The 24020-nt window shown below is 69.3% G+C and carries 19 protein-coding genes; 6 read left to right on the top strand and 13 right to left on the bottom strand.

Annotated elements, in window-relative coordinates; genetic code table 11:
* The 4 genes from KY572_RS05425 (at position 1) to KY572_RS05440 (ending at position 6115) form a co-directional block, all read left to right on the top strand.
* Complete coding sequence (locus KY572_RS05425) at positions 1-3762, top strand: DUF7402 domain-containing protein (RefSeq protein WP_224241128.1); 3762 nt, start codon at positions 1-3, stop codon at positions 3760-3762.
* 116 nt (positions 3763-3878) lie between these two features.
* Complete coding sequence (locus KY572_RS05430; protein ID WP_224241129.1) at positions 3879-4337, top strand: hypothetical protein; 459 nt, start codon at positions 3879-3881, stop codon at positions 4335-4337.
* Positions 4338-4357: 20 nt separating this feature from the next.
* Entirely contained in the window at positions 4358-5662 is a 1305-nt protein-coding gene (locus tag KY572_RS05435) for an EF-hand domain-containing protein (protein WP_224241130.1), read from the top strand.
* Positions 5663-5701: 39 nt separating this feature from the next.
* Entirely contained in the window at positions 5702-6115 is a 414-nt protein-coding gene (locus KY572_RS05440) for a hypothetical protein (protein WP_224241131.1), read from the top strand.
* 176 nt (positions 6116-6291) lie between these two features.
* Here the strand turns inward: KY572_RS05440 and KY572_RS05445 are convergent, their stop codons facing one another.
* The 9 genes from KY572_RS05445 to KY572_RS05485 form a co-directional block, all read right to left on the bottom strand.
* Positions 6292-9360: an ELWxxDGT repeat protein gene (locus KY572_RS05445; RefSeq protein WP_224241132.1), complete on the bottom strand. Its 3069-nt coding sequence runs from the start codon at positions 9358-9360 to the stop codon at positions 6292-6294.
* A 502-nt stretch (positions 9361-9862) separates the two neighbouring features.
* A complete protein-coding gene (locus KY572_RS05450; RefSeq protein WP_224241133.1) occupies positions 9863-10657 on the bottom strand; it encodes a phytanoyl-CoA dioxygenase family protein in 795 nt (264 codons plus the stop codon).
* A gap of 42 nt (positions 10658-10699) precedes the next feature.
* The gene (locus KY572_RS05455; protein ID WP_224241134.1) at positions 10700-12064 is read right to left on the bottom strand and encodes a serine/threonine protein kinase; all 1365 of its coding nucleotides are present in this window, start codon (positions 12062-12064) and stop codon (positions 10700-10702) included.
* 223 nt (positions 12065-12287) lie between these two features.
* Positions 12288-12968, bottom strand: a complete 681-nt coding sequence (locus tag KY572_RS05460; protein WP_224241135.1) for a QsdR family transcriptional regulator — start codon at positions 12966-12968, stop codon at positions 12288-12290.
* Positions 12965-13810, bottom strand: a complete 846-nt coding sequence (locus KY572_RS05465; RefSeq protein ID WP_224241136.1) for an SDR family NAD(P)-dependent oxidoreductase — start codon at positions 13808-13810, stop codon at positions 12965-12967. The genes KY572_RS05460 and KY572_RS05465 overlap by 4 nt, the downstream gene beginning before the upstream one ends.
* Positions 13807-14901, bottom strand: coding sequence for an alpha/beta hydrolase (locus tag KY572_RS05470; RefSeq protein WP_224241138.1), 1095 nt, complete (start codon positions 14899-14901; stop codon positions 13807-13809). The genes KY572_RS05465 and KY572_RS05470 overlap by 4 nt, the downstream gene beginning before the upstream one ends.
* The gene (locus KY572_RS05475) at positions 14894-16417 is read right to left on the bottom strand and encodes a flavin-containing monooxygenase (RefSeq protein WP_224241140.1); all 1524 of its coding nucleotides are present in this window, start codon (positions 16415-16417) and stop codon (positions 14894-14896) included. The genes KY572_RS05470 and KY572_RS05475 overlap by 8 nt, the downstream gene beginning before the upstream one ends.
* A gap of 134 nt (positions 16418-16551) precedes the next feature.
* Positions 16552-16824, bottom strand: a complete 273-nt coding sequence (locus KY572_RS05480; RefSeq protein WP_224241142.1) for a DUF2277 domain-containing protein — start codon at positions 16822-16824, stop codon at positions 16552-16554.
* 51 nt (positions 16825-16875) lie between these two features.
* On the bottom strand, positions 16876-18282 hold the full coding sequence (locus KY572_RS05485; protein ID WP_224241143.1) for a hypothetical protein: 1407 nt from the start codon (positions 18280-18282) through the stop codon (positions 16876-16878).
* Between the two features lie 230 nt (positions 18283-18512).
* Here KY572_RS05485 and KY572_RS05490 point away from each other — a divergent pair, with 230 nt between their 5' ends.
* Both KY572_RS05490 and KY572_RS05495 read left to right on the top strand, forming a co-directional pair.
* The gene (locus KY572_RS05490; protein WP_224241144.1) at positions 18513-18944 is read left to right on the top strand and encodes a YciI family protein; all 432 of its coding nucleotides are present in this window, start codon (positions 18513-18515) and stop codon (positions 18942-18944) included.
* Positions 18945-18993: 49 nt separating this feature from the next.
* A complete protein-coding gene (locus KY572_RS05495; protein WP_224241145.1) occupies positions 18994-20292 on the top strand; it encodes an RNA polymerase sigma factor in 1299 nt (432 codons plus the stop codon).
* Positions 20293-20298: 6 nt separating this feature from the next.
* On the opposite strand, the gene KY572_RS05500 is transcribed toward KY572_RS05495, so the two are convergent.
* From KY572_RS05500 to KY572_RS05515, 4 genes are read right to left on the bottom strand one after another with little or no spacing between them, the layout of a single operon-like run.
* Positions 20299-20898, bottom strand: coding sequence for a hypothetical protein (locus KY572_RS05500; RefSeq protein WP_224241146.1), 600 nt, complete (start codon positions 20896-20898; stop codon positions 20299-20301).
* Positions 20899-20957: 59 nt separating this feature from the next.
* A complete protein-coding gene (locus tag KY572_RS05505) occupies positions 20958-21569 on the bottom strand; it encodes an anthranilate synthase component II (protein WP_224241147.1) in 612 nt (203 codons plus the stop codon).
* A complete protein-coding gene (pabB, locus tag KY572_RS05510) occupies positions 21559-23061 on the bottom strand; it encodes an aminodeoxychorismate synthase component I (protein WP_224241148.1) in 1503 nt (500 codons plus the stop codon). Before pabB ends, KY572_RS05505 begins: the two co-directional genes overlap by 11 nt.
* On the bottom strand, positions 23058-23942 hold the full coding sequence (locus KY572_RS05515; RefSeq protein WP_224241149.1) for an aminotransferase class IV: 885 nt from the start codon (positions 23940-23942) through the stop codon (positions 23058-23060). The genes pabB and KY572_RS05515 overlap by 4 nt, the downstream gene beginning before the upstream one ends.
* Positions 23943-24020: the final 78 nt, after the last annotated feature.

The following is a 24020-nucleotide window of genomic DNA, read 5'->3' on the forward strand; positions in this document are numbered from 1 at the left end:
ATGCCCTCGTCACCGCCCAGAGCACCGGGCCTCTCCATCCTGCTCGTCCTCTTGGCCCTCTGCGCCGCGTGGCCTCTCCAGGCCGAGGCCCAGACACCGGTGGGGCCCGTGAGCTGCCCCCTGCTCCCCACGGGGAACAACATCGCCCCCGAAGCAGAGATCACCGTCTCGTCGGTCTACACCGATGGCAATGGAGTCGCTCACCACGGCTGCAAGGCCGTGGACGGGATCATCGGGCTCGAGGGCACCGGCCAGTGGGCCTCCGACGGCTATTCGCTGCCGTGGATCAAGCTGGAGTGGGCCACGGCTCGCACCATCGACTCCATCGATCTCTACGATCTGGTGAACACGTGGGGCAACATCATCGAGGGCCAGCTGACGTTCAGCGACGGCTCGACGATCAGCGTCACCAACATCCCCGCGGACGGGGCGCTGAAGGCCATCATCTTCGACGCGAAGACGGTGACGTGGGTGACGTTCTCGGCCACCGTCATCGGCGGCGGCTTCAACGGCCTGTCGGAGATCGCCATCGGCGAGGTGCGCCCCACCACTCCGTCCTACCCCTACAGCGAGAAGGTCAACCTGGTGTTCTGGCCGGGCACCCGGATGACCACCAGCACGCCGTACAACGTGGGTGCCCACCAGCTCGACACGAAGTTCGGCGCCAACGAGCACAACTACTGGAGCTTCCCGGACGCCGCGTGGATCCAGCTCGATCTGGGCGTGGGCAACGAGCAGCGCGTCCACCAGGTGCGCCTGCGCTCCCGAAACCGCAACCTGCGCGCCGGGGGCTACAAGATCTGGGTCGGCGACGATCCGACCAATGCGGTCAACACGCTGGTGGCCGATGTGACGAACAACACCCGGGCCATCGCCACCGAGACGTTCCCGGAGGTGCGGGGGCGCTTCGTGCGGGTGCAGGTGTTCGCGCCCCCCGGCGATGTGGCCGCGTGGCTCGATGGGCTGTCGGTCTACTCGACCGACGCCAAGCCGCTGACCCGTCACTACCCCATCAGCGAGGAGGGCTCCGGAGGGGCCAGGCTCGAGCCGCTCGCGGGCTGGGGCTGGTACCACTCCCGGCGCGCCCCGGGTAACCTGCTCTCGGAGGATCCGGTGGCCACGACGCCGGAGCCGGACCGCGACGACAGCAACACCGAGCTCGATCTGGACTACGAGGGCGCCGCGTTCCGCATCCAGCTCTCGGGCACCTACGCCCTGGAGCGGCTGCGCCTCGGCTACAGCCGCGAGGGCTACACGCCCTCCGCGCTCAAGGTCGAGCTCTCCGTGGATGACCTCCACTACCACACCGTCTTCAACGGCAGCCTGCCCTCGACGGACTACGCGCCCTCGCTGACGTGGAGCACCGCCAACGGCAATGGCGATGCGCGGTACGTGCGCGTCACGCTGCCGCAGGCCGCCTCGCCGGGGCACATCAAGGTGCTGACGCGGCTGGAGCTGTTCGGCGTGCCGGTGAGCTCGCCCACGATCATCCCGGATGAGCTTCCGCCGAACCACACGCAGGTGGGGACCATCGACGACAGCCTCGGTGGCTATCTCAGCGCGGCGATCTACGACGACGTCGGCAGGCTCGTGCGCACGCTGAAGAACCGGGAGCCCGTGGCGGCGGGCAACGGGCGGCCGCTCTACTGGGATGGCAAGGACGACTACGGCAACCCGCAGCCCAAGGGCCCCTACAAGTGGAAGGCGGTCGTCAGCCGGGCGAGCTCGTACGATGACGGGAGCGTGGGCAACACGGGCAACCCCTCCCATGGGCTCACCAACGCGCCGCACCTGGCCCTGGGGCTCGCGTACGATCCCTCGGGCCACCTCTACAGCGTCAGCTCGTGGTCCGAGCCGGAGATGGAGCTGCGCCGCTACAAGCCCGACGCCACTCCGCTGTGGGGAGTGCCCGCCAAGCTCAGCACCGCCGTCGCCGCGGACAGCGACTTCGCCTACGTGGCCCAGTGGAAGCAGGTGTCCAACGACATGGCCAACGTGATCCGGCGCTACCGCGCCAGCGATGGCCTGCTCATGGGGTTCACGGGTGTGACCGACGGAGAGATCGCCATCAACCCGGCCGCGCCCAACCCCAAGCCGGGGACGCGGCGCCGGGCGACGACGGAGGAGGATCGCTGGTTCGCGGGAGTGAACGGGGTGTCCGTCGACGCCACGCGCGTGTGGGTGAGCAACTACCGCGAGAATCGCGTCGAGAGCTACGACAAGGTCACGGGCACGTTCATCGGCTCGTTCGCCGTGGTCCAGCCCCTGGGGATCGCGGCGGACGCCAGCGGTGACGTGTGGGTGGCCCACCTGGGCAGCCGCGTGACGAAGTACCGCGCGGGGCTGCCGACCGATGCGGACTGGGGCACGCCCCTCCAGGCCATCCACTTCCTGTCCGATCCGTATGCCATCTCCCTGGGCGTCGGAGGCACCCGGCTGTTGCTGACCGAGCACGGCACCGGCCGCGTGCGGGAGTACGACGCCATCACGGGCGCCTGGGTCTTGGATCGCGGAGGCCAGGCCACCCCTGGCCCGATGCAGGCGGACCGCTTCCGGCTGAGCTCGCGCTCGGGGCTCGCGGTGGACGCGGTGGGCCAGTACGTCGTCGCGGACATCGGCAACCACCGCCTGCAGTGGTTCAACGCCAATGGGACGCTGCGGCTGTCGATGAGCAGCGAGTTCATCTCCGCGCCGTTCGTCGACGATGCGCTGGGGACGCCGAATGTCGTCCTCAGCGGGCCGCGCCAGTACACCCGCAACCCGGTCACCGGCACATGGAGGTACAGCCACAACTGGACGCCCACCGACAACGCCTTCGTCGACCCGGCCTCCAAGCGGCGCCGGCTGGAGATCCAGACACCCCAGGGCCCCATCCAGCGCGACTTCCTGTTCTACACGGCGGATGGGTGGCGAGGCGGCGTGTCCGTCTACCTGCTCGAGCCGGGAGACACCGGGATGCGCCGCGCCGCCGCCATCGGCCCTGGCTGGACGGGGCCGGACGACAACACCCTGCCCGGCCAGGGCTGCTTCGAGTGGGCGGACAGCTCGGGCGATGGAGTGGTGGACACGGCCACCGAGGTCACCTTCCGCTCCTTCCCTTCCCAGTGCGTCGCGGCGAACTACCACGTGTGGGTCGCCGAGAACGGGGATCTGTGGCTGGCGGGGACCGCGCCCGAGGAGGGCGCCGTGGTCATCCCGGTGAGCGGCTTCGACGCGCACTACAACCCGATCTACCGCTTCGCGGACCGGTACACCGTGCTGCCCGCGGACACGTCCGCCACGGGGTACGCGGAGGCGCTCATCCGCTCTATCCCGGGCGGCACCTCGTTCCTCACGCTCGGCTCGACGGCCGAGAGCCGGGCGCAGGGGCTCCATGGTGGCATCACGAACAACTATGTCGCCACGCTCCACCAAGGGGATGGCTCGGAGAGGGTCCGCGTCAGGCTCCACGAGGAGTGGGGAGCCTTCAGCGCCGCCGTCGACGGAGAGTACTGGTACATCGGCAACTCGCGCGGTGATCAGCACTGGGTGAACATGTACGACGACGACGGGCTGCTGATCGCGACGATGCGCCCCGAGGAGCCGAGCGGCTGGGGGGCCGGCTGGATCGACCACGCCTCGGGCATGGCGGCCATGAAGGGGCCGTACCAGGGTATGCACACCGTCTATGCCGAGGATGTCTACTGGGGCCGCATGATCCGCTACGTCACGCAGATCAACCCGGGCGACCTCAGCCGCAGCGGCGACACCTTCACCTGGTGATCGGAGGGGGCACTGCGCCTACGTCCCGCGGGGTACAGCCTTCCCCCGCGGGCTCCGGTATCGCTGTCTCTGCCTGACAGGGCTCCCCGCTTTGGGGAGCCCGCTGGAGAGACCGCATGCGCAAACCAATCCCCAAGGACGTGCCGGACGAGGTGAAGGTCGTCCTTGCCCACCTGAAGCACGAACCCGAGTCCTTCGAGGAGGATCGCAAGCTGCTGCTGGCGGAGCTCGACTCGCTCGCCGCCTCCGCCCAGGGGACGCTCCAGCCGTTGGTGGAGCGGATGCGCGTGGTGATCCAGTCCACCCGGCCGGGGGCGGCCTTCGAGCCCCATCTCGCCCGCGAGTTCTCCGCGGCGCTCGAGAGCTACCTGAAGGATCCCACCACTCCCAAGCTGCTGCCCGCGCTCATCGCCGACTGCCTCATGTTCCTGAGGGACCACATCGAGGCCACGGGCATGGGTCCGCTGCTGGGAGCAGTCGAAGAGGTCTCCCTCTCGCTGGCGACGCCCGAGGCTCGGGCGCGGCAGCAGGAGGAGCTGCAGAAGCGCATCAAGTTCGGAACCACCCGGGCCTGACCGGAGAAAGGCACATCACCATGTACATCAATAATCGCGGAAACCCCTCCCTGCCGTACCAGAACTCCTACGGCGCTTCCTCGAAGCATGGCACGGGCTTCGCCAGCTTCTCCTTCAGCGGGTCCATCTTCTCCACCTCGGTGCTGGGGCAGCTGAACCAGGCCTGTGGTCGCCAGCCCCAGAACCCCTGCCTCAACATGCTGGGCGACCTCCTCTGCTGCCTCCAGATGCTGCAGTGCTTCCAGAGCTGCTGCGGACAGGGGCCTGGCACCCCTGGCACCCCTGGCACTCCTGGCACTCCACCGCAGCAGCCCTCGAAGTGCCCTCCCACCAATCCCCCCGGCACGCAGAAGGGGCAGATGTGGGACGTCTTCTTCGACAGGAAGTCCGGCACGACGACGCAGCAGCAGTCTCCCATCGTCCTGGATCTCAACGGGAACGGGCAGGCCGACATCACCGGCAGCAACATCAAGGGGAACGGCAAGCTGGAGGGGAACACGGTCAAGGGCTTCGACCTGAACCTGCAGGATCGCCAGTGGTCGACCAAGAGCCACAATCGGCGCCCGGGGGATGGGGCTCCGCAGCTGCCCGCGGGCACGACGGCCCAGGTGTTCGACAAGGACGGCAAGCTGGTCAAGACGCTGAGCGCGGAGCAGCTCAAGAAGCTGCAGGCGAACAAGAAGACCTGGGACGCCAATGGCGGCGACATGGGCTTGAAGCTCGGCAGCGGCATGCGCGCCGAGTTCCGCGACCCGAACGGCAAGCTGGTGAGCGAGCTCAAGCGCGACGGTACGAACGGCAACAAGCCCCTGTACTTCTGGGGCAACCAGAACGAGAACGAGTGGACCAAGGCGTGGGACGCGCAGAAGGGCGGCGACGGCATGCTCGTGTGGGACACGGATGGTGACGGGAAGATCACCAGCGGCAAGGAGCTGTTCGGCCACGTGGACCTGAACGGGAAGAACACGTTCGCGAACGGCTACGAGAAGCTGTCCCACTACTTCGACAAGGACGGTGACGGCACGGTGAAGGGCTCGGAGCTGAAGGGCCTGAAGATCTGGGAGGACCGCAACGGCGACGGCATCACCCAGCAGGGCGAGCTGGTCGAGCTGGAGAAGCACGGCATCACCAAGCTCAGCACGCGCCACAACCCGGCGGACATGAGCTCGTCGTACACCAAGAACACCGCCGCCCCGGCGGAGGCGCCCCCGAGCGTGAGCCAGCCGGAGCCGGCCTCGATGCCGGCCATGCAGCAGGTCTGGCAGATCTTCCAGCTGATCCAGGTGCTGCGGCAGATGACGATGAGCGGCTACGGCCTGGCCTGAGCCTCCACGAGCGCCCCGCCCTCCCATCAGGAGCCCACCATGTTCAAGCCCGAAGACATCCCGCCGGAGCTGCCCCAGGAAGTCAAAACGCTGCTGAGCACGCTCAAGCCCGAGCCACCGGCGCTGCTCGAGCGCCGCCAGCGGCTGCTGGCCACGATCGAAGCCCAGCTCCCCTCCACCAAGGGAGCATTCCGGCAGGTGCTGGAGGCGGTACGGGCCATGTTCCTGGCGATGCAGCCGCAGGTGCCCTTCCAGGCCCGGCTCGCCGAGAACTTCGCGCGAGCCCTCAAGCTCTACGCGAAGGAGCTGGGTACCGGGAGTCCGCCTCCCCTGCTCACAGACTGCATGAGCTACCTGCAGGAGCGGGTGGAGAGCATGGGCCTGGGCTCCATGCTGGAGACGGTCCGGGCGGCCTCCACCCAACCCGGGCCGGGCGGGCGCGCCCAGGGCTAGAACTGCCCAGCCAGGGAGGCCCCCTGTGAGCGAACCGTCAGCGAACTGGTCTGCTTGTCATACCAGTTCGCCCAGCGGCCGCCCGACAGGGCCGGTCCCGGAGGCTTTGACGCACTCCGGGACCACTGGGCCTTCCAGCTATCCCACTGCCTCAGCCGGATGCCTCCGCGCCCTGCTCACTTCGTCGCGGAGCGGCGCCCCGGACGCAGCGAGGCCAGGCCCAGGAGCAGGAGCCCCCAGCCCATCCCCGCTCCGGCTCCCGGGCTCGAGCAGCCGCAGCCTTCGTCGTCCCCGCTCTCGTCCGTCTCCAGCCGGACCGTCACGGTGAAGCTGCACTGCGCCGCGTTGCCCGAGACGTCCGTGGCCCTCACCGTCACCTGGGTCTCGCCCGTGGCAAAGAGAGTGCCCGAGGGATGGCTGTAGGTCAGCGTCACCGCGCCGCTCGCATCGCTCGCCGTGGCAGCCGGGTACTCCACGTTCGTGCCCTGCGCATCGAAGGTGATTGCCGTCACATTGCTCGGGCAGGTCACCGTGGGCGGCGTCTTGTCGACCTCGGCCCGCGTCGGCAGAGGGACGGCGCGCGGCTCGCGGCCCGAGGCAGCGTCCCCGGCGTGGAAGAAGAGCTGGCCTCCCACCACCACGAAGCCCGTGGGGCTCGAGGACACAGCGCCAGGCGCCAGATCCCCATAGCGGTAGGGGCCCCCCTGGCCGTCCATCACCCAGAGCTCCACCCCGCCGGTCTCCTCCATTCCCGCGAAGACCGCCATCCCTCGATCGCTCAGCGTCACCACCTCGAACGGGGCATTGAACTCGTCGTCACTGGGGTTGATGCGGATGCCGCTGCGAGGGCCCGGCCAGAGGTCCGCCACCCGCTGCGTGCCGGCCTCGGTGCCGTCGGTCCTCCACAGCTCGAAGCCGTGCGCGTCGTCGCGGGCGGTGAACAGCACCTGGTTGCCCATCGGCGTGAAGCCGACCCCGAACGACGGCTGGCTCCCGGCCGCGATGTCCTTGAGCACCCGGGTGCCTGCCTCCGTGCCGTCACTCACCCAGGGCTCGAAGCCATGGGTCGCATCGTAGGCCATGAAGTAGAGCCTGCCGTTCGCCCAGACGGGGTTGAACACCTCATCCAGCCCGTTGCGCACCAGCACCGTGCCAGCCGCCGTGCCGTCGCTCTTCCACAGGCCCTCGCCCTCGGCCGTCTCATTGGCCATGAAGTACAGGCTGTTGCCACCGACGAGGAGCTGCTCCACGTCCGCGTCCGTCACCTTCACCGTGCCGGCCGACGTGCCGTCCGACTTCCACAGCGCCTCGTTGAAGTCCGCGTCCGAGGCAGAGAAGTACAGGGCACCATTGAACGCCACGAGCTCCTGCGGGTAGCTGTCACTCCCACCGGGGACCAGATCCCGCACCATCACCGTGCCGGTCTCGGTGCCGTCGCTCTTCCACAGCTCCCGCCCGTTCGTCCCGTCGTCCGCGCTGAAGTAGAGGGTGCCCCCCAGGTCCATCATGCTGGAGGGAGAGCCGTTCGCGTCGCCCGGACCGATGTCCTTCACCAGCGCCGTGCCACCGGGGGTGCCGTCACTCTTCCACAGCTCGTAGCCATGGGTGTCATCCGCCGCGACGAAGAAGAACGTCGAGCCCACGCCCCGGGCGTCGTCCACCTGGGCGGTGAAGCCGCCCCGGAGCCGGACGGTGCCCGCAGGCGTCCCGTCACTCGCCCACACCGCGTGGCCATTCTCCTCCTCGGCCTGGAAGAAGACCTTGTTCCCCGCCACCCCGAGCTGGAGCGCGGTGACCTGGGAGCCCTTCGTCCCGGTCCGCACGCTCCCCAGCTCCGTCGTCCCCGCGGCGGTCCCATCCGTGCGGAACGTCGCGAGCTTCCCTCCATTCGAGTCCGGCATCTCGACGAGCGCCGTCGTGCCCAGGGAGACCACGGGCTTGGTGGAGAAGAAGGCGCTCCACGCCTCGGGGCGTTCCGCGAGCAGCACCGTGCCCGCGTCGGTTCCGTCGCTGCTCCAGAGGCCGGTCCGTCCCTCCCCCGGCGCCGCCAGCAGGAGCAGGCGCCCGTTCAGCTCGCCCAGCAGCCCCGGATTGCCGCTCTCCGAACCCGGGAACAGATCCTTCACCCGGCTCGTCCCCGTGACCGTTCCATCGCTCTTCCAGAGCTCGCGTCCCTCATTGTCCTGGGCGGAGAAGAACAGCGTCCCGCCCACGGCCCGCATCGAGCTCGGGGTCCGGGTCAGCAGCTGCAGCGTGCTCGCCTGCGTCCCGTCCGTCCGCCAGAGATTGGGGCCGCCCTGGAAGAAGAGCCGATTCCCCACGGCCGTCAGCTGGGAGACGGACCCGTTGAAGGAGTTGCCGACCATGACTGTCCCCGCGGCCGTCCCGTCCGTCTTCCACAGCTCCCGATTGAACTCGCCGGCGGCGAAGTAGATCTCCTGCCCCACCCGCACGAGCGCTCCCGCGACGCCTCCATTGGCGTCGGGGTGCAGGTCCTTCACGAGCTGGGTGCCAGCCGCCGTCCCGTCCGTCTTCCACAGCACCGCGCCCTGAGCGCTGTCCTCGAACACGAAGTACACCGAGCTGCCCAGCGGTACGAGCCCGGAGTCGAAGAAGTCCACCGTGGACGGCAGCAGGTTGCGCAGGGAGACGGTCCCCGCCTCGGTGCCGTCGCTCTTCCAGATGGACTCGTGATGCTGGAAGTAGAGCGCTCCTCCCGCGCTCACCATGGACGAGAAGGCTTCGTCGTCGGGCTCCTCCAGGTTGGAGATGGACTTGACCACCACGGTGCCCGCCGTCGTGCCGTCCGTCTTCATCAGGGCGCTCAGCCCGAACTCGATCTCGGCGCCGAAGTAGATGGCTCCGTTGAACGCGGTGTAGCCCTTCGCGGCCGAGGACCACGGCCCCGGAGCGAGCTCCTTCAGGAGCGTGGTGCCCGCCGCGGTACCGTCCGTGATCCACAGCTCCTGCCCGGTGAGCTCATCCTCCAGCGTGGCGAGCGTCCAGCCCGAGGGCAGGGTTCTCGCCATGGCGGAGCTCCAGCCGAGCTCGGGGAAGCCGACAGGCCGCGTGTGGATGTCCTTGAGCAGCGCGGGGCCCTGCACGGTGGTTGGGAGCGGGGCATCCATCCGCCGCGAGGCGGCGACCAGCGACTCTGCCTCCTGCGCGGGAGACTGGGAGCAACCGCTCAGCCCTGCCATGGCTCCCGCGACGATCATCGCCGAGAGCGGGTTCTTCCTCTTCATGGACATCCTTGTTCCTCAACTGGGGGCGACGAAGCCCCCCGGGGCAGCCCCCCTCCCAGCCCCGGAGAGTGAAACCTCAGAGCATGGCCCGCCCGGAGCTCCGGGACAGGCGCTCGGTGAGCAGCTCCCGAACGAGCGCTGTCTCCTCCAGCCTAGGCGGAGTTGAACCACCGAGGGGGTGCGTTGAGACATGCCTGGGTGATTCCAGCGTGCCTGAAGAGAAACAGCCTCCTGGATGCACAGGGGAGGCTGCGTCTCGCGGACACATCAGGGCCTGTCATGCGTGGATGTCACCATGCTCACGGCGCACCGATGAGCCCCTCGGGCTGGCCGTCCTCGGAGGCGCCCACCTCCGGCGCGGAGCCGACGAAGGGCAGGCCCACGCTCACGCAGCGATCCCCGGTGTTCTCGCTGGAGCTGGCGGCACCACCTTGATGCGTTGGGCGCGGTGTCGCCGGCCCAGGGGGCGCTGTCCTTGCCGCGCTGGACGCTGCGGCCGTCGTCACGCGTTCGCGGGGGTGAGCAGGCAGTCCTCCGGGAGGACGTGGAGCGGAGTGCAGTCCCTGGCGGCGTCCTCGTCCGGGCGCACGGGGTTGGCGCAGGCATTCTCCACGGAGTTGTAGACGAGCTGGTGCATGGCCCTGCGCAGCGGGGAGATGTTCTCCGAGGAGGCGTGGACGAGGTTGCTGTGCATGAAGAGCACCGAGCCGGGCGGGCCCTGCAGGGCGATCAGGCCTTCAGCGTTGTAGAGGTCCGTCACCTGCTCGGGGCTCACGGTGAGCTGGCGGTAGCCCTCCATGACCGGGCCGTCATCACACGTCATCATTCCCAGTCGGTGGGAGCGAGGGATCATCAAGATGGGACCGTTGTAGGCGGTCACCTCGTCGATGAAGACGGCGACGACGACGGCGCGAGGCCCGGGCATGCCATCGCGCACGTGCCAGGTGGGAAAGTCCTGGTGCCAGGGGAAGCCTTGCGCTGGCGCGGCCAGGCCGAACTTGGGGATGAAGCGAGACTGGTGCAGGTACACCCTGCCGCGCAGAAGCTGCTCCGAGGGAGTGAGCAAGCGCGGGTGTCGAGCCAGCCGGCGGATCCGCTCGCAGTAGAAGTGCGTGCCATGAATGCGCCGCACGTGGCCGGAGGCCTCGTCCCGGCGCAGGCCGGAGAAGTTCTGCACGGCGAGCAGCTCCGGGATGATCTCATCGAGGGCAGCCACCTCCCGGGCGGAGAAGAGCCGCTCGAGGAAGAGAAAGCCCTCACGCTCATACTGCTCCAACTGCGCCTGCGTCAGTTCCATGGGTGTGTCCTGCCGCGGACAGTCTACCCCACCCCCGCTCCCTCAGGGTTGCTCCGAGGCGGGCTGGCGAGGCTGGACGATGACTGCGCGGAGGCACTCCCCGTCGCGGTCGAACGCACTCTCACCGCAGGGAGGAGCAGCTTTCAGGATCGACCAGCAGACACCGAGCACTTCCCGCTCGAAGCGGGGTTCGCACGGCGGCTTCTTCTGTCCAGGATAAGGCGTCTTCGGGAAAGGCATGCCAACAGGCGAGTACGGGGTGACTTCTCGGGGGATCACAGCCACCGAGGACAGCGCCTCATCCGCCACACCGGCATCAGCAGACTCGGCAACGGGCGAGTGCCGCTGCTCCAGTAGGAAGGAACCGGGCTCCAACTGGGAGGGTGGCTCCGGCTTCACCGCTACCAGCACCACCAGCCCGCTCACCACGGCGGCGACGGAAGCTGTGAGCCACCAGGGGACGACAAGCTCCGGCGGAGGGCCCGGCTTGGATGCACGCTCCGTCTTTGCTGCGGAAGGCGTGGGAACAATGGGCCTGGAGGCATCCTTCTCGCCGGCCGCTGTCAAGAAGCCGACGGCCAGCGCCTCTGCAGGTGGGCGCGAGACACGCTCCTCGGAGAGCGCTGACAGGACGAGCCGCTCGAGGCCCCTGCTCACCGTGGCCAGGTCGCTGGGCGGAAGCACCCGGCGCTGCGGGCCGGATCCCTCCTCAGGAGCCGGCGGATACGTCTGGGTGCACATCCGGTAGGCCGTCACCCCCAGCGCGTAGATGTCGTCCTCAGGGCTGGCTTCATAAGGCTCGCTCGTCTTGCGGTGCGCCCAGCCCCAGCGGTGGGCCTCAGGGGTGCGGTAGCTCCTGGTGCCCGGAGGCAAGACTGAGTCCGTCAGCTCCTTCGCCCCGGCGTAGGTGCCGCAGCCCCAGTCCAGGAGGACGGCGCGTCCCTCGGCCGTGACGAGCACGTTGTCGCCCTTGACGTCCCGATGCAGGCCATCGGCGGCATGCGCCACCGCGAGGGCTCGCGCCAGCTGCGCCAGCACCCGCAGCACCTCTGCCGACGTGCGCGTCTGTTGCCGGGCCCACTGGTACAGGGGCACACCCTGGACCCACTCCATGACGACATAGGGAAACAGCAACCCCTCCTCCCCCGTCCACCAACCCCGATCCTCGAGGCGAGGCACCGAGGGGTGCACCACACGCTGGAGCAGGGCCACCTCGCGGGTGAAGCGCGGATCTTCGGGGTGCAGCGCCAGCTTCAGCGCAAAGCTACCAGCGTCGGGGTGGCCAGCACGTTCGACTCGAAAGATGAGCCCGAAGGAGCCCCTGTCATGCCGCTCCCGGACGTCCCAGGGACCTATCCCCACACCAGGGACGATGGTGGGATGCGGACGAGTGTCGCGAAGAGTCATGGCTGCCCTCCAAGGTCGGCAGCGAATGACCCTACCTCGCATGGTGGGTCAGGCGCCAGATGCGGCGCATTGCCGTCAGAGTCCGCGCCACCTGAAACGGGCACAGGGCCCGAGTCCCCCGTGTCCGGTCCACCCTCCTGTCGGGCGAGCTCGGTCCGAACTGGTCTGCTTGTCATACCAGTTCGCTACCGGTCCGCGCACAGGGCTCCTCCCTCCTGTGCCTTCACTTCTCCGCGGTCACCAGGATGCGGATTGCGGTGATCGCGGACTCGACATCGGGCGGATCGCCGGTGATGGCATCGCGATAGAGGAACGACTCGCCGATGCGGACGATCACGTAGGCCAGCGCGTCCAGCTCCATCGCCGGCCGGATGTGGCCCTCCTGCACTCCGAACTCCAGCGCCGAGCGGATGCTCGCGGCACAGCGCTGCTCCACCGTGCTGCTCTTCGACATCAGCACGCGCATCGCGTACTCGGCGTCCTGCTGGACGAACCGCCGCAGCGGCTCGTCCGCCATGATCCGGTGAAGGAGCCGCTGGATGATGTCGGCGACGAGCGTGGGCCCCTCCCCCTGCGCCTCGCTCCGAGCCAGGGCCAGCACGGCCTCGAACTGGCTGGAGATCACCTCTCCATAGAGCAGCTCGCGCGTACCCACCCATCGGAACACCGTGGCGCGACTGACGCCCAGCTCCTGCGCCATGCGCCCGATGTCGAAGCGCTCGCCCCGGTTCCACCAGTCCATCGCCAGCGTGAACAGATCCTGGGGCGTGGCCCGCGTGGGCGCGTCCAGCCGCTGAGCCAGCGGCGTGGCCCTGGCGCTCGGCTGCGGCCGCTCGGCGTGACGCTCCAGGAGCTCGGAGCGCTGGGCGGTGGCCCGACGCTTCACGGCCCGCGAGCGCTTCATGGGGCGGTCCCCAGCATCCTCGTCCGCCGCCGCTTCGCACCCGCGATCAGCACGCGCTGATAGAGAGCGGGCAGCGCTCGCTGCATGAGATCGATGATCCTGGCGTCCGTGCCAATGAGCTGACGCCGCCGGTTCTTGAGGATGGCGGACAGGATGTCCTCCGCGGCCCGCTCCGGCGTCGTCGCGAAGAGCTTCTCGAACTCCGCCGCCGAGTTCTCATCCACCCAGCCATGGCGAATGGTGGTCCGCGAGCTCCGGGCGATGTTGGTCTTGATGCCGCCCGGGTGCACGCACGTGACGCCGATGGGGCTGCCCTCCACCTCCAGCTCCTGGCGCAGCGCCTCCGTGAAGCCCTTCACCGCGAACTTCGCGGCGTTGTAGGCCCCCTGCGTCGGCACGCTGATGAGGCCGAAGACGCTGGAGACGTTGACGATGTGGCCCTCGCTCCCGGCCCGCAGGTGCGGCAGGAAGGCCTTGGTGCCATGCACCACGCCCCAGAAGTTGATGTTCATGAGCCACTCGAAGTCCTCGTACCGGGTGTCTTCGATGGTGGCGCCCAGGGCCACGCCCGCGTTGTTGATGACGATGTGGACGGCGCCCAGCTCCCGCACCACCTCGTCGGCCCAGGCGTGCACCGCCGCCCGCTCCGCGACGTCCACCCGGGTTGCCCGCACCTGGACGCCCCGGGCCCGGCACGCCTCCGCCGTCTCCGAGAGCCCCTGCTCGTTCACATCCGAGATGGCCACATGGCAGCCCTGCCGCGCGAGCAGCACCGCCGTCGCCCGGCCAATCCCCGAGCCCGCCCCCGTGATCGCCGCGACCCTGCCCTTCACCGACTTCATGCCCGAACCTCGCTTCGCGCCGGCTCACTCGCGGGCGCGTCCAACATGCGTCTCAGCGTCGAGGAGATCTCCACCACCGCGTCGTGGCAGGCCTGGCTCACGCCACACATGTTGGCGAAGGCGTGCACCAGCCCATCGAAGCGGCGCAGCGTGGCCGGCGTCCCCGCCTTCTGGAGCGCCGCGACATACGCCTCGCCCTCATCGCGCAGCGGATCGAACCCCGCCGTGACCACCAGCGCGGGGGGCAGCCGGGACAGCTCGCGACTCACCAGCGGAGAGATCTTCGGATCCGAGAAGTCCACCCGACCGCCGCTGTAGTGCTGCTGGAACCACTGGATGTCCGCCCGGGTGAGGAAGAAGCCCTCCGCGAAGTGCCGCATCGACGGCCAGTCCACGGTGCGGTCCAACGCCGGATAGAGCAGGAACTGCAGCGAGGGAGCGCGAAGGCCCTCTCGAACGCAGAGCTGCGACACCGCGGCGGCCAGGTTGCCGCCCGCGCTGTCCCCTCCGATGGCCACCCGCGCCGGGTCCGCGCCCAGCGCCTCGGCGTTCGCGCACGCCCAGAGAAAGGCGGCCTTCGCATCCTCCAGCGCCGCGGGAAAGGGGTGCTCGGGAGCAAGCCGGTACTCGATGGACAGGATGTGCACATCGGCATGGCGGCACAGCATCCGGCAGGTGCCATCGTGCGTGTCCAGATCGCACAGGACGAAGCCGCCCCCGTGCAGGAACACGAGCAGCGGCCGCCCTGCCCCCTTCGCCGGAGCGTAGTGGCGAGCCTTGACGGGGCCGTGCGGCGTCTCCACCACGAGATCCCGCACCGTGCCCACCTCGACGGGCTCCCCGGCGTGCACCATCGCCTCGCGGCGCATGCGGCGGCGCCCCACGTCCGGGGACAGCGAGGACATGGACACGGCTCCCAGGCGCTCACGCAGCGAGAGCAGCAGCTGCATCTCGGGGTGAAGCCGCAGTCCGTCCCGCGTCACCTGCTCCTTGCCGGACAGGAGGAGCTGGAGGCGCGGCGGCAGGCGCAGCAGGGTCCGCGCGAAGCGGTGCTCGAGCCGCTCCCGGAACGTCAAAGGTCCGTCATGCATGAGCCACCTCCCGGGGCCGCTCCCGGCTCGCCGTGTCCGCGAGAGCTCGGCGAGCCATGGAGACGTAATCCGCGGGATCGAAGTGCTCCACGCGGTACTTGAACGTGAAGGTGAACCCCGGCCACAGCGTGGAGTTCCGCCCGGTGGCGTCCAGGTACCAGCTCGAGCACCCACCCTGCGTCCACACCGTGCCGCGCATCCGTTGATCCACGTCCTGGACGAAGCGCTCCTGGACCTCGGGCACCGGCTCCACCGCGGCCAGCTGGCGCGCGTCCAGGTAGCGCAGCGCGCCCAGCGTGTGCTCGATCTGGCTCTCGATCATCAGGATCACCGACGTGTGGCCCAGCCCCGTGTTGGGCCCCTGGAGCATGAAGAAGTTGGGGAACCCGCTCACCGTCGTGCCCAGGTGGGCCTTCATGGTGCCGCCCCACGTCTCCGCCAGCGTGCGCCCGTCCCTCCCCCGGATGTGGTGCGTCATGGGCAGGTCCGTCACCTGGAAGCCGGTGCCGCAGATGAGCGCGTCCACCGCGTGCTCGGTGCCATCCGCGGTGATGACGGAGCGCTCTCGCACCTCGCGGATCGGCTCGGTGATGACCGTGACATTCGGCTGCGTGAGGGCCGGGAGGTAGTCGTCCGACAAGAGGATGCGCTTGCAGCCCATCGTGTAGCTCGGGATGAGCTTCGCGCGCAGCGCCGGATCGGGCACCGACCGCTCCAGGTGCCGCAGCGCCTGCCGCTGGACGAGCCGCATCAGCCACGGGTACATGAACCCGATCGCCAGCAGCTCGCCGCTCAAATAGATGAGCCACCGGGCCAGCAGCTGCGCGCCGGGCAGCTTCCGGTACAGCCGCCTCCTCCGCTCGCTGATCGCCTGGTCTCCTCGCGGCAGGATCCACGGCGGGGTGCGCTGGAAGAGGACCAGCTTGCCGACCTTCTTCTGGATCTCCGGGACGAACTGGATGGCGGAGGCCCCGGTGCCGATCACGGCCACCTCGCGGCCAGACAGCTCGTATGCGGAGTCCCACCGCGCCGAGTGCATCAGCTTGCCCTGGAACTTCTCCAGGCCCGGCAGCTTCGGCATGGCCGGCTCGCTCAGGGCGCCCATGGCGAAGACGAAGGCATCCGCGGTGAAGGGCCCCTGCGACGTCTCGAGGTACCAGCGCTGCAGCCCGTCCTCCCACCGCGCCTCCTGGACCGAGTGCCCGAACCGGATGTGCGGCCGGATGCCGAACCGGTCGGCGCAGTCCCGCAGGTACTCGCGGATCTCCGCCTGGGGTGAGTAGGAGCGGGACCAGCCCGGGTTCGGCGCGAACGAGAACGAATAGAGGTGGGACTGCACGTCGCACGCGCAGCCCGGGTACGTGTTGTCGCGCCAGACACCGCCCACGTCCTCGGCGCGCTCGAGGATGACGAAGTCCTGGATGCCTCGCTGCTTGAGCCGGATGGCCATCCCGAGCCCCGCGAAGCCGCTGCCCGCGATGGCGACGTGAAAGTGCGGTGGTTTCCGAAGGGACACGCGAGCCTCGCTTGAACGGGCCGGCAATATGGCGCGCGATGCGTCGACTTTCAAGGATGACGCATCCACGACACGACACACCGCGAGCCGTCTCAGCGGACGAGCGAGGGCTCAGGCGCTCGGAGGGAGGTGGCTCAGACGCGCTCGAACCGCCTGGCCGAGCGCAGCTTCGCCTTCATGGCTTCCGTGTCGCGATCTCGCGGCGGCGCGGTGGTCACCAGCGAGTCGATCAACCGCCGGGCGACCTCGGTGACCTCCTCGACCGCCCGGTTGAAGGCGGCCTCGTTCAGCTTGGAGGGCGCGTTGAACCCGCTCAGCTTGCGCACGAACTGCAGGGAGGCCGCGCGGACCTCGTCATCGGTCGCGGGGGGCTCGAAGTTGAAGAGCGTCTTGATGTTCCGGCACATGGGCAGACCTCCAAGGTGATGGAAGTCTAACCCCACCGTGGCCGCGCGGCGTCAGTCCGGGAAGAGCTGCACCCAGCGGCCGTCGAAGCCACCGTTCGCCGGGTGGTACCACTGGCCGGGCAGCCAGAAGCCCGCCTCCACCCCGTCGGTGGAGTCGACGGTGCCGGAGTGGACGAAGTAGTCGTGCTGCCACCACCAGGTGGACAGCGAGCTGGGGTAGCCGCTCGCGCTCGCGCGGGTCTGCCCGCGGGAGTCCGCCACCGTGCCCGCCCACGACCTGTCATGGAAGACGCTGGAGCCCCCACCGCCCGTGTCCGAGGCGCTGGAGTTCAGCTCGTAGGTGCCGAAGAACCACTTCTTGTGGAGATAGCCCTCGCGCTCGTCCTCGTTCTCGATGTCCCGCGTGACGGCGAAGAAGCGCTGCATCCCCGGGCTGACCTCGGCCTGCCCCGCCTCGTCGAGGACCGGGCTCTCGAGGAAGAAGTCGCGAGGATCCGTGCTCAGCCAGTGCGTCTGGTAGCCGCCGTACTGCCAGTGGGTGGGCACGATGTCCGCGAGATCCTGCAGCTCGTAGGTGACGCGCTTGACGTTGGCCCAGGAGACGGAGCTGCCGTTGTCGGAGCGGCTCGCGAGCTGGTCCGCCGTCGCGTAGGTGATGGCCCGCGCGCCGAACGTCGAGACCGCGGCGGGCGAGCCCTGCGGCACGAACGCGTAGTGCACGTTCTTCTTCCCATCGTTGTTCACGCCGGTCTCGGCCTTGGCGTTGGCCGCCATCTGGCTCGACACCCAGGAGGCCGGGTTGGTGACGAACCGCAGCTCCTGCCCGTGCGCCGCCAGCAGCTTGTCCGACCACTCGGCCTGCCAGATCATCAGGTGGTTGCCGGTGGCGGTCTGCATGAAGTTCAGATCCGCGTGCCCATAGTGGCGGATGACGTTGCGCTTGTGCTGGGTCACCACGGCGTGCGCGACATACTCCCCGCTGCCCGGAGAGCCGACCACGTTCTTCACGAGCATCTCCACGCGCTCCCAGTCGTGCAGCTGGTAGTCGCCGGCGGCGTTCTTATCGAGCGCGTGATAGATGTGGTAGATGAGGACGAGGTTCTTGCCTCCGTCCATGAACTCGATGAGCGACGTGTAGAGCGTGGGACGGATGCTCCAGCGCTCGTAGGCGCTGGGCCCGACGCGCGAGGCATTGATGTAGTCGTCGATGTTCTTCCAGTTCAGCTTGTTGTTCGAGAAGTCGCCGTCCTGGTCGAAGTTGAAGTTCGTGATCCAGTCGTACCCATGACGGCTGCTGTCCGCGTTGGCGCGCTTGAAGACGATGGGCGCGTAGTAGTGGAGGTAGGCCTGGCGCTGGGCCTGGGTCAGCGACCAGCTCTGCGCCTGGGCCCGCGCTGGCCAGCAGAGGCTCGCCAGCGCGATGGCGAGCACTCCCCAGATTCCGATTCCTCGTGGCATCGACAGGCTCGTTCGGGTCGTGTGCATGGCGGCGGAGAGGATCACAGGGCGCTCCAGGCCGTCAAGCCGCAAAACACGAATTAGCAGGATTCCATTTGAGGGATTCCAGGCACTTGGCGGTAGTGAAAAAGAAAAAAAATGCCGTGTCGATCTCGCCGACCCCCGGTCGACGCAATGGTAGAGCGCGGCTCACAGCCGCCCGGCACTCAACCCCAAGAGGAGGAACGACCATGCGATTCATGATCCTGGTGAAGGCCACGAAGGACTCCGAGACGGGCGTCATGCCCAGCGAGCAGCTCATGGCCGAGATGGGCAGGTACAACGAGGAGCTGGTGAAGGCCGGCGTGCTGCTCGCGGGCGAGGGGCTCCACCCCAGCTCCAAGGGCGCCCGCGTCCGGTTCTCGGGCACCCAGCGCACCGTCATCGACGGGCCCTTCGCCGAGACCAAGGAGCTCATCGCCGGCTTCTGGATCTTCCAGGTGAAGTCGAAGGAAGAGGCCATCGAGTGGGTCAAGCGCTGCCCCAACCCCATGCTCGAGGACTCCGAGATCGAGATCCGCCAGGTGTTCGAGACGGAGGACTTCGCCGAGAGCGATCCCTCGGGCGAGCTCCGCAAGAAGGAGGAGGAGCTGCGTAAGGTCCTTGACTCGCAGCGCCGGTAGGCCCCGCCTCGGCCTTGCGCTGACGGAGGAAGTGCTCTAGTCGGAGGCCGTGACGGCTTCCGACACGCACCGAGCGATCCACGCGGTCTGGAGAATCGAGTCCGCCCGGCTCATCGCCGGCCTGGCGCGGATGGTGCGCGACGTGGGCCTGGCCGAGGAGTTCGCGCAGGACGCGCTCCTCGCCGCGCTCGAGCAGTGGCCGAAGTCGGGCGTCCCGGACAAGCCCGGCGCCTGGCTCATGGCCATCGCGAAGCGGCGCGCCATCGACGAGCTTCGGCGCGGCAAGCGGCTCGAGCGCAAGCACGAGGAGCTCGGTCACGAGCTCGAGGCCCGACAGGCGCAGGCCACTCCGGATCTCGATGCCGCGCTCGATGATGACGTGGGCGACGACCTGCTGCGCCTGGTGTTCACCGCGTGCCATCCGGTGCTCTCCACCGAGGCGCGCGTGGCGCTCACGCTGCGCCTGCTCGGAGGCCTGACGACCGAGGAGATCGCTCGCGCGTACCTCGTGCCCGAGCCCACCGTCGCTCAGCGCATCGTCCGGGCCAAGCGGACCCTCGCCGAGGCCCGCGTCCCCTTCGAGGTCCCGCGCGCCGACGAGCTCGAGGAGCGGCTGGCCTCGGTGCTCCAGGTCATCTACCTCATCTTCAACGAGGGCTACTCGGCGACGACGGGCGACGACTGGCTGCGGCCGGGGCTGTGCGAGGACGCGCTCCGGCTGGGCCGCATCCTGGCAGGGCTGGTGCCCAAGGAGCCCGAGGTGCACGGCCTGGTGGCGCTGATGGAGATCCAGGCCTCGCGCTCGAAGGCGCGGCTCGGTCCGTCGGGAGAGCCCATCCTGCTGCTCGAGCAGAACCGCGCGCGGTGGGATCGCCTCCTCATCCAGCGAGGGCTCGCGGCGCTCGATCGGGTCCGGGCGTTAGGGGGCGAGCAGGGCCCCTACGCGCTGCAGGCCGCGATCGCCGCCTGTCACGCCCGCGCGCGGACCGCCGAGGAGACGGACTGGGCGCGCATCGCGGCGCTCTACGAGCAGCTCGGCGAGGTGGTCCCCTCCCCTGTCGTGGAGCTGAACCGCGGGGTGGCCATCTCGATGGCGTTCGGCCCGGAGGCAGGCCTCCAGGTCATCGATGCGCTGGCCTCGGAGCCCCTGCTGCGCAACTACCACTTCCTGCCGAGCGTCCGGGGCGACCTGCTCTGGAAGCTCGGCCGCTTCGACGAGGCCCGCAAGGAGTTCGAGCGCGCGGCGTCGCTCACGCGCAACGAGCGTGAGCGGGGGCTGCTGCTCGAGCGCGCCGCGGCGTGCGCCCGCCCCCCGGCCTCGGAGCCCAAGGCCCCCACCCGGTTTTGAGCCGGCTCAGGCTCCGGGCGCGAGCCGCTCCCGCACCGCCGCGAGGGTGCGAGCCGCCTTCGTCACATCCTCCAGCGCGCCGCGGATCTCCTGGGCGTCGTCCGAGAAGCCGAAGTACGCCACGTGCGCCCGGTTCTTCTCCACGAAGCCGACCCGCTTGGGGTTGTAGAGCGAGAGGAGGGCCTGCTGGGCCTGGGGCTCCTCGACCAGGGCCTGCCCTTCCTGGGGGCGGTCGCTCTGGAAGATGTAGCACTCCTTCAGGGCGGGATCGGTCGGGGTGAAGGTGTTGTCCGCGAGCATGCGGTCGAGCCCCGTCGTCCAGCGGCGCGGCGCGGCGACGAAGCCCTCTGGCAGCTTCGCGGGCACCTCCGCGCGCACCACGCAGAACTGGCCGTAGCCATCCGGGTTGCGATGCGTCTCCATGGCGATGCGCACGCGCAGCCCCGCGTACTCTCCCCGGATGACACTGCCCTCGTGCGTGAGCCCGAGCTGCTCGGCCAGCGTCTTCCAGGTGGACTGCCGCTTCTGGCCCTGGGAGTAGACCTGGAAGATCGCGACGCTGAAGATGGCCACGGCGGCGATGACGATGAGCGGGGCGGGATCCATGCACCGCATAGGGTAGGCCGGAAGGCCGGGTCCGCGCACGCCCCCGCGCCGGCCCTCGCTCAGGCCGGCACCCGGCGCCACTCCAGGAAGTTCCGCAGCAGCCGCTGGCCGCTCCGCGTCCCGATGGACTCGGGATGGAACTGGACCCCGAAGATGGGGAACCGCGTGTGGGCCACGCCCATGATGAGCCCCTCGTCCGTGGCGGCCGTCACCCGGAGCGAGGCCGGCAGCGAGGCCGGATCGATCACCAGCGAGTGGTAGCGCATCACCTCCAGCGGGCTCTCCAGGCCCGCGAAGAGGCCCTCGCCCTCGTGGCGGATGCGGCTCGTCTTGCCGTGCATCACCCGGGGCGCCCGGACGACCCGGCCGCCGAAGGCCACGCCAATGCCCTGGTGGCCCAGACAGACACCCAGCAGCGGCGTCGTCCGGCCCAGCGTGAGGATGACGTCGCGGCAGATCCCGAACCAGCCCGGCTCCTCGGGGTTGCCGGGCCCGGGAGAGATGACGAGGTGCGTTGGGTTCTCGCGGGCGATGGCCTCGACGCTGGTGCGGTCGTTGCGCACCACCTTCGCCTCGACGCCCGTCAGCTCCCCCAGGGACTGGTACAGGTTGTAGACGAACGAGTCGTAGTTATCGATGAGGACGATCCGCGGCCTCGGGTCAGCGCTCATCGGCGATCTCCAGGGCCAGCACCAGCCCATGTGCCTTGTCGAGCGTCTCCTGGTACTCGTCCTCGGGGATCGAGTCCGCGACGATGGCCCCACCCGTGTGGAAGCTGACGCGCGAGCCCTGCTTGAGCACCGTGCGGATGACGATGCTGAGATCCATGGCTCCATCGAAGTCGAAGTAGCCGATGCTCCCCGAGTACACGCCTCGCCGGGAGGGCTCCAGTCGGGAGATGAGCTTCATCGCCTCGATCTTCGGCGCGCCCGTCATGGAGCCTCCGGGGAACGCCGCGCGCAGCAGGTCCACCGCGTCCAGCTCGGGGCGCAGGCGCCCGTGCACCGTGGAGACGAGCTGGTGCGTCATGGGGAACGTCTCCACCTGGCAGAGGCGGGGCACCCGGACCGTGCCGAACTCGCAGACCCGGCCCAGATCGTTGCGCGCCAGATCGACGATCATCAGGTTCTCGGCGCGATCCTTCTCGTTGAGCTCGAGATCCGCTCGGAGCGCCGCATCCTCCTCGGGGGTGCTGCCTCGTGGCCTGGTGCCCTTGATGGGGTGTGTCTCCACCTGACGCGCCCGATCCAGGGAGAGGAACCGCTCCGGCGAGGCCGAGAGGACCTCGCCCTCGGGGAGGCGCACGTACGCGGCCATCGGCGCTTCGTGGACGGCGCGGAGGATGCCGTACAGCGTCTCTCCCGAGCCCGAGTGCTCCGCGTCGAAGCGCTGCGTCAGGCAGACCTCGAAGACGTCACCGGCGGCGATGTGCTCCAGCACCTCGTAGACCGACTCCAGGTAGCGCGTGCGGTCGATGGAGGGGCGGACTCCGCGCTCCGCGAGGTGGGGCTCCAGCAGCCGGGGACGGAGGGCCAGCCGGGCCTTGCGCCGCTGGATGTACTCGGCCGCGCCGGGACGGGACGCCGCCGCGGGCACCGAGGCCAGGCGCCGCAGCATGTCCTCCAGCTCCAGGTCGGCCCTTCGCGAGGCCTCGGCGTGGGTGGCGCCGAAGCCGCTGGCGAGCACCCAGCTCGTGCCCTCCTGATGGTCGGTGGCCAGCACGGCGCCGCAGAACATCAGGCAGGCATCCGGCAGCGCCAGGTTGGCTTTCCCGGGAGCCGGAATGCCCTCGTGCGAGTGGAGCAGCTCGTAGCCCAGGTAGCCCACGGCGCCCCCGAGGAACGGCGGGAGCCCGGCGGTCCACTGCGGCGACGGGGAGCGGTAGCGCGCCAGCAGCGCCCTCAGCTCCTCGGACGGCTCGCCCGGCAGCGTCTGGAGATCGCCTGGCGGCCCGGCCCGGCTCGTGGTGCCCTGGGCCTGGAAGATGAGGAAGGGGTTGGCGCACAGGAACGAGTACCGCCCCCGGCCAGAGGAGCGCCCCGGAGTCTCCAGCAGGCACAGGTACGACTGGTCGGAGAAGCCGGGCAGCGCCTCATACGGCGTGAGGGCCGTGGAGAGCCTGTGCACTCGCAGGCTGCGCTGGAGCGGCTCGCGCGAGCTCATCCCGGACCTCCCGGAGAGAGCGGGCCGACGGTGCGCTGGCGGTAGAGGCCGTGCAGCCGCTGGTACACGGGCCCGGGCCTGCCCGCCCCAATCGTGGCCTGGTCGATGCGGACCACGGGCAGCAGCTCCGCCAGCGAGCTGGTGACGAAGACCTCCTCGGCCGCCGAGAGCTTTCCGACGGGGAGCGGCTCCTCCGCCACAGGCAGGCCGGACGCGCGCGCGATCGCGAGCACCTCCGCCCGCGTGATGCCCGGGAGGCACACCGTCCTGGGCGGCGTCACCAGGGCGCCATCCACCACCGCGAACACGTTGGAGACCGTGCCCTCGGTGACGTGGCCCGCTCCGTCGACGAAGAACCCCTCCTGGGCCTCGCGGCGGGGCAGCTCCATGCGCGCCACCACCGTGTGCTGGTAGCTGGTCGTCTTGAGCGTGGGCGGAGGATGCACCTGCGTCGGCCGGGCCCAGAGCACCGTGGCGGAGACACCCTCCACGTACCAGGCCTCGGGATAGGTCCGCAGCGGCAGCGCGGCGATCAGCACCGTCGGCGTGTCACAGCCCGCCGGATCCAGCCCGCGAGTGCCCACCCCTCGCGTCACCGTGATGCGCAGATAGGCCTCGGGCAGCCGCGCGCGGGCCAGCGTCTCCAGCACCCGCTCGTGCAGCACGGGCCTCGCGGGAGCACCTCGGATGGCCAGCGCTGAGAGCCCTTCCTCCAGCCGCGCCAGGTGCTCCTCCAGCCGGAAGGGCACACCGCCATAGGTGCGCAGGGTCTCGAAGAGCCCGTCCCCATAGAGGTAGCCATGGTCGAACGCCGGGACGGTGGCCTGGGCGGGCGCGACGAACGCCCCGTTCACATAGACACAGCCTTCCGTCGGTCCCATGGCGCTCCCAGAGCCCGCCCCCTGCCTCCCAGCGGAGCAGGCCCCGTCGGGCAGCCACCATAGGCTCGGGTCCCGTCC

It is taken from the genome of Hyalangium gracile, from assembly GCF_020103725.1.
Classification (GTDB): domain Bacteria; phylum Myxococcota; class Myxococcia; order Myxococcales; family Myxococcaceae; genus Hyalangium; species Hyalangium gracile.

Coding starts and splice junctions, on each gene's coding strand:
- KY572_RS05460 (WP_224241135.1), bottom strand. CDS start 12,968: ATGAAGCGCTCGCGGGCCGTGAAGCGTCGGGCCACCGCCCAGCGCTCC.
- KY572_RS05430 (WP_224241129.1), top strand. CDS start 3,879: ATGCGCAAACCAATCCCCAAGGACGTGCCGGACGAGGTGAAGGTCGTC.
- KY572_RS05450 (WP_224241133.1), bottom strand. CDS start 10,657: ATGGAACTGACGCAGGCGCAGTTGGAGCAGTATGAGCGTGAGGGCTTT.
- KY572_RS05465 (WP_224241136.1), bottom strand. CDS start 13,810: ATGAAGTCGGTGAAGGGCAGGGTCGCGGCGATCACGGGGGCGGGCTCG.
- KY572_RS05485 (WP_224241143.1), bottom strand. CDS start 18,282: ATGCCACGAGGAATCGGAATCTGGGGAGTGCTCGCCATCGCGCTGGCG.
- KY572_RS05435 (WP_224241130.1), top strand. CDS start 4,358: ATGTACATCAATAATCGCGGAAACCCCTCCCTGCCGTACCAGAACTCC.
- KY572_RS05515 (WP_224241149.1), bottom strand. CDS start 23,942: ATGGGACCGACGGAAGGCTGTGTCTATGTGAACGGGGCGTTCGTCGCG.
- KY572_RS05425 (WP_224241128.1), top strand. CDS start 1: ATGCCCTCGTCACCGCCCAGAGCACCGGGCCTCTCCATCCTGCTCGTC.
- KY572_RS05480 (WP_224241142.1), bottom strand. CDS start 16,824: ATGTGCCGGAACATCAAGACGCTCTTCAACTTCGAGCCCCCCGCGACC.
- pabB (WP_224241148.1), bottom strand. CDS start 23,061: ATGAGCTCGCGCGAGCCGCTCCAGCGCAGCCTGCGAGTGCACAGGCTC.
- KY572_RS05500 (WP_224241146.1), bottom strand. CDS start 20,898: ATGGATCCCGCCCCGCTCATCGTCATCGCCGCCGTGGCCATCTTCAGC.
- KY572_RS05455 (WP_224241134.1), bottom strand. CDS start 12,064: ATGACTCTTCGCGACACTCGTCCGCATCCCACCATCGTCCCTGGTGTG.
- KY572_RS05505 (WP_224241147.1), bottom strand. CDS start 21,569: ATGAGCGCTGACCCGAGGCCGCGGATCGTCCTCATCGATAACTACGAC.
- KY572_RS05490 (WP_224241144.1), top strand. CDS start 18,513: ATGCGATTCATGATCCTGGTGAAGGCCACGAAGGACTCCGAGACGGGC.
- KY572_RS05445 (WP_224241132.1), bottom strand. CDS start 9,360: ATGAAGAGGAAGAACCCGCTCTCGGCGATGATCGTCGCGGGAGCCATG.
- KY572_RS05440 (WP_224241131.1), top strand. CDS start 5,702: ATGTTCAAGCCCGAAGACATCCCGCCGGAGCTGCCCCAGGAAGTCAAA.
- KY572_RS05470 (WP_224241138.1), bottom strand. CDS start 14,901: ATGCATGACGGACCTTTGACGTTCCGGGAGCGGCTCGAGCACCGCTTC.